At 52.8% G+C, this 11,877-nt stretch carries 10 protein-coding genes; 9 read left to right on the forward strand and 1 reads right to left on the reverse strand.

Translation table 11 applies throughout. The features are described from left to right. Positions 1-4 precede the first annotated feature (4 nt). Together pdxR and LOK74_RS07310 are read left to right on the forward strand one after the other, a co-directional pair. Complete coding sequence (gene pdxR, locus LOK74_RS07305; protein WP_230045983.1) at positions 5-1,426, forward strand: MocR-like pyridoxine biosynthesis transcription factor PdxR; 1,422 nt, start codon at positions 5-7, stop codon at positions 1,424-1,426. 141 nt (positions 1,427-1,567) lie between these two features. After that, positions 1,568-1,864 (forward strand): DUF1292 domain-containing protein, encoded by a 297-nt coding sequence (locus LOK74_RS07310; RefSeq protein ID WP_230045984.1) that lies wholly within the window; start codon positions 1,568-1,570, stop codon positions 1,862-1,864. A gap of 113 nt (positions 1,865-1,977) precedes the next feature. Here LOK74_RS07310 and LOK74_RS07315 read toward each other — a convergent pair whose 3' ends face one another. Next, complete coding sequence (locus LOK74_RS07315; protein ID WP_230045985.1) at positions 1,978-2,355, reverse strand: YflT domain-containing protein; 378 nt, start codon at positions 2,353-2,355, stop codon at positions 1,978-1,980. A 196-nt stretch (positions 2,356-2,551) separates the two neighbouring features. On the opposite strand from LOK74_RS07315, the gene LOK74_RS07320 reads away from it, so the two are divergent. The 7 genes from LOK74_RS07320 to LOK74_RS07350 all read left to right on the forward strand — a co-directional run bounded on the left by LOK74_RS07320 (position 2,552) and on the right by LOK74_RS07350 (position 11,872). After that, positions 2,552-3,298 carry a YebC/PmpR family DNA-binding transcriptional regulator gene (locus LOK74_RS07320; RefSeq protein ID WP_230045986.1) on the forward strand — a complete coding sequence of 249 codons (747 nt, stop codon included), beginning with the start codon at positions 2,552-2,554 and terminating at the stop codon, positions 3,296-3,298. Positions 3,299-3,462: 164 nt separating this feature from the next. Further along, on the forward strand, positions 3,463-5,415 hold the full coding sequence (locus LOK74_RS07325; RefSeq protein ID WP_277613428.1) for a DNA gyrase/topoisomerase IV subunit B: 1,953 nt from the start codon (positions 3,463-3,465) through the stop codon (positions 5,413-5,415). Between the two features lie 2 nt (positions 5,416-5,417). After that, the gene (gene parC / locus LOK74_RS07330) at positions 5,418-7,982 is read left to right on the forward strand and encodes a DNA topoisomerase IV subunit A (RefSeq protein ID WP_230045987.1); all 2,565 of its coding nucleotides are present in this window, start codon (positions 5,418-5,420) and stop codon (positions 7,980-7,982) included. A 6-nt stretch (positions 7,983-7,988) separates the two neighbouring features. Further along, a complete protein-coding gene (locus LOK74_RS07335) occupies positions 7,989-8,318 on the forward strand; it encodes a hypothetical protein (protein WP_230045988.1) in 330 nt (109 codons plus the stop codon). Between the two features lie 99 nt (positions 8,319-8,417). Continuing rightward, complete coding sequence (locus LOK74_RS07340) at positions 8,418-8,621, forward strand: hypothetical protein (protein WP_230045989.1); 204 nt, start codon at positions 8,418-8,420, stop codon at positions 8,619-8,621. Positions 8,622-8,825: 204 nt separating this feature from the next. Next, positions 8,826-9,356: a DUF6141 family protein gene (locus LOK74_RS07345; protein ID WP_230045990.1), complete on the forward strand. Its 531-nt coding sequence runs from the start codon at positions 8,826-8,828 to the stop codon at positions 9,354-9,356. Between the two features lie 74 nt (positions 9,357-9,430). Beyond that, positions 9,431-11,872 (forward strand): AAA family ATPase, encoded by a 2,442-nt coding sequence (locus tag LOK74_RS07350; RefSeq protein WP_230045991.1) that lies wholly within the window; start codon positions 9,431-9,433, stop codon positions 11,870-11,872. The last annotated feature ends 5 nt before the right edge of the window (positions 11,873-11,877 follow it).

The following is an 11,877-nucleotide window of genomic DNA, read 5'->3' on the forward strand; positions in this document are numbered from 1 at the left end:
TTGAATGGAACTGCATCCTTACTTGCAGCGAACAGGTGAACAGCCACTCTATGTTCAGCTCTACCGGTACATAAAAGAGCAGATGGAAACGGGCATGATTACAGCGGGGGACGGTCTCCCTTCCATTCGTCTGCTGGCTCAGCAACTGGCAATAAGCCGTAATACGGTGGAGGCGGCCTATCAGCAGTTGATCGCGGAGGGCTATGTGACCAGCAAGCCGAAAAGCGGCCTTCTGGTGGCACCTCTGGAAACAGAATGGGGTCAGCTGTCCCGGCCACAGCAAAAACCATTGCTGAGCTTGAACATTTCGGTCAAGAAGCAAATAGATACATGGCGGTATGACTTTCACTATGGACATATTGAACTGGATCGATTTCCCTTAAAGGCTTGGCGAAAACGGATCAACGAAGTGCTCGATTATCAATCGCAGGACATCTTTCTGTACGGTGATCCCCAGGGGGAGCGTGATTTGCGTGAACAGATTGCTTCGTACCTATTCCAGGCACGTGATGTAACTTGTTGTCCGGAACAAATTATCATGTGTGCCGGTGCCCAGCAGGCAATCAGTTTGATCTGTCAGCTTCTCGGGGCCGATCGACTAGGGGTTGCAGTAGAGAATCCGGGATATGATGGAGTGCGGGCTGTCTTCGCCAGGAGTGGATGCGATATCCTCCCCATACCTTTGGAGGAGGATGGGATCGATCTGGATAAACTGGAGCGAAGCGGGGCAAAGCTGGCCTACATCACCCCGTCTCATCAGCTGCCGCTTGGCATGGTGCTGCCCATCCAGAAGCGATTACGCCTGCTTGCCTGGGCGGAACGACACGAAAGTCTGGTCATTGAAGATGATTACGACAGCGAATATCGTTACCAGGGACATCCTATCCCGTCACTGAAAGGATTGGACACTCGTGAGCGGGTGATTTACATGGGTACCTTCTCCAAGTCGTTTCTGCCAGCTGTACGGATTAGCTACCTGGTGCTGCCTTCATGGTTAATCGAGCGTTTTTACCAAAGCTTTCCCGTATACAGCCAGCCGTGCTCACCCATCATCCAGTCAGCACTTGCCAGGTTTATGAAATATGGAGATTTTGAACGGCACGTTCGCAAGATGCGAACAATCTACCAGCGAAAACATCAAACGCTGTTGTCAGCCATTGATACGCATATGGGAGAGAAAGTGGAAGTAATTGGTTCGCGGGCCGGGCTGCATATTCTGCTCAAGGTACAGGGAATGACTAGACAGGAACTGATCAGGAAGGCGAGAGCGTGGGGGGTTAACGTTGATTCCCCGGAGCGCTACTGGATCGACCCGGCACAATGTCCCGATGGGTTGCTTATCCTGGGTTTTGGCGGTTTATCAGAGAAAGAGATTGGAGAAGGGATCGCCACGTTGGCGAAAGCCTGGTTTGGCAGGATGCACTAGACGTGACCACTTCTCCGCTTGGCGCATTGATGCTAAGAGTAGAGGTGCCAAATGTGAATCCCAAAATTTTTTGCAACGGGCTTTAAAAAACAGTAAGATTGGGAAGAAAGCTGATAAACCCTGGAAAAGGACGTGAAGCTGTTGAGCAGTGAAGTCGAAAACAAAGCGCTGGAAGTCGGAGATGTCATCAGCCTGGATGACGAAAACGGCGAGGTGGTAGGGGATTTCGAAGTAATCGCGCTGTTTGAGTTGAACGGTCGGCAGTACGTTGCGCTAACTCCTGCTCTCGAGGAAGAACCAGCAAATGATGAAGAGGAGCTGGATGTCTTTATCCTCGGTTTGGAGAATAATGAACTGACCGCACTGGACGAAGAAGAAGAAGAAGAAGCATTTGCCAAACTGGACGAGCTGCTCGAAGATGCGCACGTTAGCGAGTAGCCGTCACGAATAGTTCTGCCAAAGACAAGCGTAGCGCTTGTCTTTTTTGTGCATACCGTGGGGCTAAAAAATCGCCGCCAGCGTCAAACCGGCGGCGATCTTTTTCCGATCGTCTACTTCATCTCAATGATATGGTCCCTTAATTCACGTACATAAAGGATGCAGGTGTTGTCCGTTTCTTCCAGTTCCCGCAGCAGAGCGGCTGCCTCATCTTTGTTCAATCCGAGGTGCTCCAGTTTGCTGCGCAGTTCTTTTCCCCCGTTGTCAAAAAACTGGGCTTTGCTGTCGATATCGCCTATGGCATCTTCAAAGTGCTTGCTGTATTTGTAGTAGTTGTCGCGCTGATTGGAATGGTTTTTATCCGGGTTCCATTTCAGCACGTAAATATCTTCGCGTTTGTACCCGGAAGAATTGAGCGCCTGGATATCGGCGACAAGATTCTGATCGTACTTGTGCAATTTTACAAATGGTTTTATGGTACCGATCGACATCTCACAGCCTCCTCCCTAGGGAATGTCAATACGCTTAGACTGCCCGATTGGTCCATCGTTTAACCGAAGGTGGAATAAGAGTTGATGCACAAGGGAGCCGTCATGCACGGCAGCAGCGATTTTCTTTTTGACCAGGGTTTTTGCCTGATGCTACACTAGAGGATGGGATTACAGGAAAACGAGGAGAGTTTGGGATATGCCAAAGTTTAAACTATTTGCAAACAAAAAAGGAATTGCCGATCAGAAGAAAAACAACCAGTTCGTCAAGTTTGCCCGGCAAATCTACGTGGAGGCCAAAAAAGGCGGTCCCGATCCCAATGCCAACTTAAAACTAAAGGCGATCATCGCCAATGCGCGGGCGATCAACATGCCGATGGACAACATTGAGCGAGCGATCAAAAAGGCCACTGATGCCGGTAATGCGGATAACTATGAAGAGATACGCTACGAGGGTTACGGCCCTGGCGGTGTTGCGATCATCGTCGAGTGTCTGTCTGACAACCGCAATCGCACAGCAGCTGATGTGCGCGCCATTTTCAACAAACGCGGCGGAAATCTCGGCGAGACGGGATCGGTCAGCTTCATGTTTGATCATAAAGGGGTCATCGTCATCGACCGCGAAGAGTTTGACGTAGACGAAGACACGATCATGATGCAGGCATTGGAGGCAGGTGCAGAGGACATCGTAGTGGAGGAAGATTCTTACCAGGTGCTCACCCATCCTTACGAACTGGACTCCGTCAAAAGCGGCCTGGAGGCCGAGGGGTATCATTTCGCCAATGCTTCCCTGCAGTGGATCCCCCAGAATACCGTCAAGATTACGGGCGAGGATGCGGCTAACGTGTTAAAAATGATGGATGCGTTTGAAGAAAACGACGACGTCCAAAACGTCTATGCCAACTTTGAGATTGACGACGAGGAAATGGAAATGCTGAACAAATGAGGGATTTTTGATGCCGGAAGCCATCCTATTGCAGACATAGGATGGCTGTATTTTTCGATCAAGCTGTTTTTTCTTCGGCGGAAATGGTATAAAATAGCGATTAAGTGTTCGCCTATTTCTCATGAAGCAGCAGAAAGAAGGTTTTTCACAGAGGAGAGAAGTGAATGATTGACGCCCAAAAGCAAAGCTATACCGAGGAAGATATTCAAGTACTGGAGGGCTTGATAGCGGTCAGGCGCAGGCCCGGGATGTATATCGGCTCGACCGGCAGTCGCGGACTGCATCACCTGTTGTGGGAGATTGTCGACAATGCAAAGGATGAAACCCTTGCTGGGGTTAACGATACGATCATCGTCACCCTGCACCGCGATGGGAGTGTCAGCATAGAGGATCACGGAAGAGGGATTCCGACGGGGATGCATAAGTCAGGACGCCCCGTACCGGAAGTGATTTTTACGACGTTGCACGCCGGCGGCAAGTTCGGAGGCGGCGGATACAAAAAGAGCGGAGGTCTGCACGGCGTTGGTTCCAGCGTCGTGGTGGCGCTGTCGAAGTGGCTGGAAGTGGAGATCTACCGTGACGGCAAAATACATAAACAACGGTTCGAATACGTTGTTGAGAACGGCGTGGAACATGTAGGCAAACCGGTAACCGATCTGATGGTGGTAGGGAACACCAAGCGGACGGGCACGACGGTTACCTTCATGCCGGATGATACCGTCTTTTCGACTACGCGCTTCGACTATGAGCTGATTCGCGATCGTTTCCGCGAGACCGCCTTTTTGTTAAAAGGGCTGCGCATGGTGTTGATTGACAAGCGCGGACCGGAAGAGAAGCGGGAGGAATTCTACTATGAAAACGGATTGCAGGCTTATGTAGAGTACCTGAACGACGGGAAACAGACCCTTCATCCAATCATCTACTTCGAAGGCGAGAAAGAAGATATCTACGTCGAGTTGGCTTTTCAGTATAACGACGGATACGCGGAAACACTGGTCTCCTACGTCAACTCCGTCCCGACCCATGATGGCGGAACGCACGTTACAGGATTTCGCAACGGGACAACCCGTGTGTTTAACGAGTTCGCCCGACGCAAAGGTTTTTTGAAAGAAAAAGATGCCAACCTGAGCGGCAGCGATTTGCGCGAGGGATTCCTGGGCGTACTCTCTCTGCAGATGTCTGACGTTCAGTTTGAATCGCAAACAAAGGACAAGCTGGGCAACGAAGAAGCCCGCACCATCGTCGAGCAGATCATCTCGGAAAAGTTGGGCTTTTTCCTGGAGGAGAATCCTGAGATTGCCAAGCTCCTGATCGAAAAGGCGATCCGTTCGGCAGAGATTCGGGAAGAGCTTCGCAAGCAGCGGGAAGCTCTGCGCGGCGACAAAAAAGGCAAAGGGGCCAAGAAGCGGAAGTCGATCTCCGAGAAGTTCGCCCCCCCTCAGTATCGCGATCCAAAGCGCAATGAGTTGTTTCTGGTAGAGGGAGACTCTGCTGGCGGCTCGGCGAAACAGGCTCGCAACTCCGAGTTTCAAGCCATTTTCGGATTGAAGGGGAAGCCGCTTAACACAGAGAAGGCAAAGCTATCCGATGTACTGTCCAATGAGGAGTTCCGCACGATTCTGGAAGTGCTGGAAACAGATATTGGTCAGGAATTTTCCATCGAAAACTGTGCGTTTGACAAGATCATCATCATGTCTGACGCCGATGTGGACGGCTCCCATATCCAGGCGCTTTTGCTTACGTTCTTCTTCCGCTACATGCAGCCGCTGATCGCCGCAGGCAAGCTGTACATTGCCCAGCCGCCGCTGTACAAGGTGACGAAGGAGGGGAAAAAACCAGAGTCAGTCTACTGCTGGGACGATGCTGATTTGGAGCAGGCCTTGAAACGGCTCGGTCGCAACGCCGAGATCCAGCGATACAAAGGTCTTGGGGAAATGAATGCCGATCAGCTCTGGGAGACGACGATGGACCCGGCCAACCGCAAGCTGATTCAGGTATCGCTGGAAGATCTGGCTCACTGTGAGAAGTTGGTTACGGTCTTGATGGGCGACAAGGTACCCCCTCGCCGCGAATGGATCGAGAATCACGTCACCTTTGAAGTGGGGGAGGATGAATAGCCATGCTGTCCAACAAAGTGATCGAGCAAAGCTTTGCCGAGATTATGGGCAAGCGTTTTTCCGACTACGCCAACCTGGTGATTTTGTCACGGGCCATTCCGGATGCCCGGGATGGACTAAAGCCGGTACAGCGGAGAATCCTCTACGCGATGTACCAGGAAGGCAACACGCACGACAAATCGTACCGCAAATCGGCTAAGACGGTGGGGTACGTGATGGGGACATTCCATCCGCATGGTGACAGCGCGATTTACGAGACGATGGTGCGGATGGCCCAATGGTGGAAGATGCGACACGTGCTGATCCAGGGTCATGGCAACTTTGGGAGTCTCGATGCAGACCCGCCGGCCGCCATGCGTTATACGGAGTCGCGTCTGTCCGCGTTGGCCAATGAGATGCTGCGCGATATCGATAAAGAGACCGTTCCTTTTATCCCGAACTACGATAACTCGACCAAGCAGCCAGCCGTCCTGCCGTCCCGCTTTCCCAACTTGCTGGTCAACGGCGCATCAGGGATTGCCGTCGGCTTTGCCACCGATATCCCCACACACAACCTGGGGGAAGTGATCGATGCGACGATAGCCCAGATGAAGCAGCCAGACATCAGTCTGGACGAGTTGATGCAGTATGTGAAAGGGCCCGATTTTCCGACTGGCGGTATCGTGCAGGGTGTCTCCGGCATCCGCAAAGCATTTGAGACAGGTCGCGGCCAGTTTGTGATTCGCGCCCGGACCCATATCGAGGAACCGAAGGGCAGCAAAGGGAAAAAGATCGTGATCAGCGAGCTGCCGTATGAAGTGGTCAAGTCCAAACTGGTCACGCAGATTGACGAGTTGGTGCTGGAACGCAAGATCGAAGGGGCGTTAGCCGTCCGCGATGAGACTGGCCGCAAGGAAGCGGAACAGAAGAAAGTGCGGGTCGTGATCGACATACGCAAGGAAGCGGATGCTGAGGCGATTCTCAACTATTTGTATAAAAATACCGATTTGCAAACCTACTACAACTACAACATGAACGCGATTCACGAGGGAACCATCCGCCAGATGGGGCTCAAAGAGCTGTTGGATGCCTACATCTCTCATCAAAAGGAAGTAGTGACCAATCGTTCCCGCTACGACCTGAATCGCAAACAGCATCGGGAGCACGTCGTACAAGGCTTGATCCGGGCGAAATCAATCTTGCGCGAGATCGTCGACACGATCATGGCCTCCGAGAATCGGGCAGATGCCAAGCAGAACATTATCGACAAGTACGGTTTTACAGACGTGCAGGCCGATGCGATTCTCAGCATCCAGCTGGCTTCCTTGACCAGAATTGACATTGTCAAGCTGGAAAAAGAACTAAGTACGCTGGCCAAGGAGATCAAGGAACTGGAGGCGATATTGGGCAGCGAGAAAAAACTGATCCAGGTGATCCAGGGGGAGCTGCTTGAGATCCGCAAAAAATACGCAGAACCGCGGCTGAGCGAGATCCAGGGCGAGATTGAGGAGATCAAACTGGATATCGCGATGCAGATCAATGCCGAGGACTGTATCGTTACCTTGAGCAATGACGGGTATATCAAGCGGACCAGTCCGCGCTCGTTCAAGTCGATGGGCGGGACGATCGAAACCTGCGGGGTAAAGGAGGGAGATCGTGTCCGTACCTTTGTGGAGACCAACACCTCCCATACCGCCCTGTTCTTTACGCAGGATGGCAAGTATTTCTCCCTGCTGGTGAACAGCATTCCCGACGCCAAGTGGAAAGACGTCGGAACAGCGCTAGTCAACGTGATTCCGCTGGAAAAGCAGCAGCGAGTGATCGCTTGTCATATCGTAGAAAACTTCGACCAGCCGCTGTACGTTTGTCACGTTACCCGCTCCGGCCTGATCAAGAAGACAGCGCTGTCCGAGTACGCTACCAACCGCTCAGGAGCATTGGTGGCAGCCAAACTGAAGAGCGAGACGGATGAGTACATCGATGTCCAACTAACCGATGAGAGTGGTACGCATCTGATCGTTACCCGGGACGGAATGGTGATCCGCTTTCCGGAAACAGAAGTATCGGCGACCGGCAGAGCGTCTAGCGGGGTGAAGGCAATCAACCTGGCCAAAACGGACGAAGTGATCACCGCACTTACTGTGCCCACGGAAGACAACCGTATCCTGCGGGCGCTGACTCAGGAAGGGCTGGTCAAGCGGACGCGACTAGCCGACTTACCGGTGCAGGGACGGGCCGGCAAGGGACTGGTGCTGATTCGCAAACGAAAAACATCCCCCCATGTCTTGCTCACCTGCCAGGTGGAAGATCCTGCTGCAGACAAACTGTATGCACAGAGCGACTCAGGACAATGGCAACTGGTTGAGTCAGACCACCTGCCGACCAACGAGCAGGGCGGGATTGGCAGGATTGTCGTGGATGGCCCGCTGATTGACTGGATGTATGAAGCAGCCATTGAAACGTCGGAAGGAAAAGAGGAAAACTCACCCGGCTCGACCGATCCATCTGCGGCTGTTTCACCAAACGACGAACCTGGTGTGGAGCAGTTCAGTCTGTTTCAATCCGACTCATCAGGTGAAAAGGAGTGAGCAGCGATGACGAAGCCGTTTGAACCCTTTCACTCCGATTTGAACTGGCAGCAGGTTTCGTTGCTGCTCGATACGGTCCTCTATTTTGAAGAGGCACCAAAGCTGCTCTTGATTCCTGACCTGGAGCAGGAAAGGATCGCTGTTCCCTTGTTGGCAGACAGCTTGCGCATGCTGCTTGGCGAGCTTGACGAGTCACAACCGTTTGCCGCCAGACGTTTTGGGTTTTCGTTCAACTGGACGAACGAAACGGAACAGACAGGTGAATTGGTTATCACACTGCCATCGGCTAAAACGGTCCGTCAGCCTACCAAGCTGACCGACTTTTCCCCTGTATAACCCACTTGTGAACCAAGGGAAAGCAAGTCGGCATAATCCCTCCGCATAAAAAAGAAAGAACAGTGATAAACTAGTTGCTAGCGATGGAGGAGGGAGAAGATGGAAAGAACGATAGCCATAAATGGTCGTCCATTACTGGTTGCCACTACGTACGACGGAGATTCTCAATACCATGTGCAGATAAAAGATGGCGACAAGCTGATAACGGAGTACAAAGTAGCAGCAACACAAGAAAGCGACGTATTTACGGAAGCGCAAGCGCTTGTTGAGGCCGATATTGAATTGGGGAATCTGAAGATGTGACCAGCAAAAGCTGCCCCTTTGAGAGTGATAAAAAGACGGACTTCGCCGACCGGACAGGACGGGGAAGTCCGTTATTTCTTTATCGGTAGGTTGTATCACTGTTGTCGGAATATTCATCACCCCTGAGATCGAATTTTGAATGAAACGGACTCACCGGTTGAAACGTAGAGAAAGGTAATACCGAATAGAAGGGAGAAACAGCCGGTGCGAAACAATCGCGGGAAACGTGTTGTGTACCAAGAAGTGCAGCGTTTTTCTTCTATTATCACATGGATATCGATTCTAGCAGTCGCCGGGATCATGTGGTATGGATTTGTGCAACAAATCGTGCGGGGCATACCGTTTGGGGACAAACCGGCATCCGATACAGGTCTGATCATCCTTGTTCTCATTTTTGGCATCGCATTTCCCTTGTTCTTTTTTTCGATCCGCCTTCGTACCGAGGTGAGGGAGACCGAGATCTTTGTGTCGCTTTCGCCGTTTTCCTCTCGGTCTATTCCGTTGAATAAGATCGAACAGATGGACGTATGCACCACCCGTCCCTTGCTGAAACATGGGGGATACGGACTTCGCTGGTCGCCGCGAAACGGTTGGGCCTATACGATGCGTGGAAAAAAAGGAGTACAGCTGACCTTGTCAGATGGCAAGAAATTGCTGATAGGCTCCCAGCATCCACAAACATTGGCTGAATCGATTAAAAAAGCAATAGATCGGGCAGATAATCGGAACGTTTGATGCCGATGCCTGCCTTTTCTTTTTGTCGAAAACGTGGTACAACTGGTGAGAAATCAGATAGAGGGGTTTAAGAGATGCTGAACCAACAGAAAGACTGGTTGATGAAGATAGAGGCCTGGAGAGAAAACAGCAACGACCGTACCCATTTTTCTGAAGGGGAGGCGTATCAACTACTGCGTCGCCTGGAAGAGGCCAGGGCAGAGGCAGGAGGGGGGGGAAACGGGACACCTCTGGAAGAATTGGACAGGGCGGAAGCGGTCGTTTTGACACGTTTGGCAGAAGCGAGAATGTCGCGACCGGACGGACTGGCATTGGCAGAAGAGTGGCTGGACAGAGCCCGTCAGCTCGATCCGGCGTACGCTCCGGCAGCGGTGCTGCAGTGTTGCCTGTTCCTGCAGATGCTTCGCGAGCAGAGTCCGTTTCAAGATCTGCCTGTCATTCGCGAGACGGACAATCCGGCGGCACGGAAACGGCAGACGGAAGCGCTGCGGGTGGCAGTGGACGAACAGATCCGGCAGGCAAGATTGTGGCGGACACATCTGGAGCGGGGAAAAGCAGCAGCGTTGACGGCGGGAGAGGAGGCAGCAAGCGACCTGTATACCCAATTGGCCGTGCTGCTGACTGAACTGGAGTCCGGACTGCTCTCAGTCGCTGAGCAAGCCCGAACCTACGCCAAATCGCTGGAGGGCATGTTTTATTCATCCGAATCGCTGCAGCAATTGCAAAAGGCTGTCCGGGAACTAGGCGAAAAGCGGGCCACATGGGACCAGCTGTTGGCTGAGCGAGAAGAATCGGACGTGGGGAGTATCGAACACGCACCATCCGCATTGGAACAGATTGATCAATTGATCGGTATGGAAGTGATCAAACACCGGGTCAGACAGTTGGCCCAGTTTCTACAGTATCGGCAGCTGCGGAGCAAAAAGGGGTGGACTCTGCGTGATTCGCCCGATCTGCACCTGGTCTTGATGGGAAATCCTGGAACCGGCAAAACCACATTGGCCCGCCTGCTGGCCCGGCTGTATCACGAACTGGGGCTGCTGGAGCGGGATGAGGTAATCGAAGTGGATCGCTCCCATCTCATCGGCGCTTATGTCGGGCAGACGGAGCAGCGGACGATGGAGGCGATCAAGCGGGCTGTTGGCGGTGTACTTTTCATCGATGAAGCGTACAGTTTAAAACGTGCCGACAGTCATGGCAGCGACTACGGGCAGGTGGCGATCGATACGCTGGTCGCTGCCATGACCAGTGGGGAACTGGCTGGCAAGTTTGTGGTCATTCTGGCAGGCTATCCGGAGGAAATGCGCCAATTCTTGTCGGCCAATCCGGGATTGCGCAGTCGTTTTCCGGAGACAGGCCATTTTCTGTTACCGGATTACAGCGATGAAGAACTGCTGGCGATTGCCGAAGATATGGCACAGCGAAACGACTATAGCCTGACGGAGGAGGCCAAGCGGGTGTTTCTCCGGCGAATTGAACGAGAACGGGTGGACGCATCGTTCGGCAACGCACGCACCGCGCGAAACCTGGTGCTCGACGCGATTTTTGCCAAAGGAAGACAGTTGGCGGAAACGGAAGGACACTTAGGCATTGACGATTTCACCGTGTTGTATCCCGAAGATGTCGCCGCTGATCCCTGTGACCTCTCGACTGATCGAGAAGACTCAATTGCCCGCACCATCGATGAACAACTGGAAGGCATGGTAGGATTGGTCGAATGGAAGGCGGAGATGTGCAAGCTGGCCGCTTTTTTAACGGTCCAGCAGGAGCGGCAGCAGCGTGGGCTTCCCGTGCTGCCGGTAGAGCTGCACGCTGTATTTAGTGGAAACCCGGGAACCGGCAAAACCACGGCTGCTCGTCTGTACGCCCGCATCTTGCGTCAGGTGGGCTACCTGAAACGAGGCCATTTGGTAGCCGCGAGCCGTGCTGACCTGGTGGCGGGCTATGTGGGACAGACGGCGATCAGGACGAAACAGAAGGTTCGCGATGCACTGGGAGGAGTGCTGTTTATCGATGAGGCGTACAGCCTGTTCGCGTCGAGTGAGAACGACTTTGGCAGCGAGGCGGTCGATACGCTCGTCGACGAGATGACCAAGCATGAAGAGAATCTGGTTGTTGTGCTGGCAGGCTATCCGGCGCAGATGGAACGGCTGCTGGCGAGCAATCCCGGTCTCTCTTCCCGGTTTAAGAAGTACTATCTGTTTGCCGACTATACGGCTGGTGAACTGCATCAAATCCTGCTTCGGGCAGCAGCCGCAAAAGGGTATCTGTTGACGGAGGATACAGGCAGCGCCATCTTGGCCCACCTGCAAAAACTGGAGCAGGAACAGCAGCTTCACGGCAATGCCCGCTTTGTTCACAATCTGCTGCAGGAAGCGATACAGCATCAGGCGGTGAGATTGGTCAACCGCCCCTTGAGTGAACAGTCTGCCGAGATCTTGCAGGAACTGCGCTGGGAGGATTTTGCTCCGCTCTTTCCAGCAGTGGATGGAGTAGATGAAGAAAGCTCTGGCTAACGCTG

Source organism: Brevibacillus humidisoli (genome assembly GCF_020923435.1).
In the GTDB taxonomy this organism is placed as follows: Bacteria; Bacillota; Bacilli; order Brevibacillales; family Brevibacillaceae; genus Brevibacillus_E; species Brevibacillus_E humidisoli.

Excerpts from the sequence above, each read along its gene's own strand:
- LOK74_RS07320 (WP_230045986.1), top strand. The coding sequence starts at position 2,552 with ATGCCAAAGTTTAAACTATTTGCAAACAAAAAAGGAATTGCCGATCAG.
- LOK74_RS07350 (WP_230045991.1), top strand. The coding sequence starts at position 9,431 with ATGCTGAACCAACAGAAAGACTGGTTGATGAAGATAGAGGCCTGGAGA.
- parC (WP_230045987.1), top strand. The coding sequence starts at position 5,418 with ATGCTGTCCAACAAAGTGATCGAGCAAAGCTTTGCCGAGATTATGGGC.
- LOK74_RS07335 (WP_230045988.1), top strand. The coding sequence starts at position 7,989 with ATGACGAAGCCGTTTGAACCCTTTCACTCCGATTTGAACTGGCAGCAG.
- pdxR (WP_230045983.1), top strand. The coding sequence starts at position 5 with ATGGAACTGCATCCTTACTTGCAGCGAACAGGTGAACAGCCACTCTAT.
- LOK74_RS07315 (WP_230045985.1), bottom strand. The coding sequence starts at position 2,355 with ATGTCGATCGGTACCATAAAACCATTTGTAAAATTGCACAAGTACGAT.
- LOK74_RS07340 (WP_230045989.1), top strand. The coding sequence starts at position 8,418 with ATGGAAAGAACGATAGCCATAAATGGTCGTCCATTACTGGTTGCCACT.
- LOK74_RS07325 (WP_277613428.1), top strand. The coding sequence starts at position 3,463 with ATGATTGACGCCCAAAAGCAAAGCTATACCGAGGAAGATATTCAAGTA.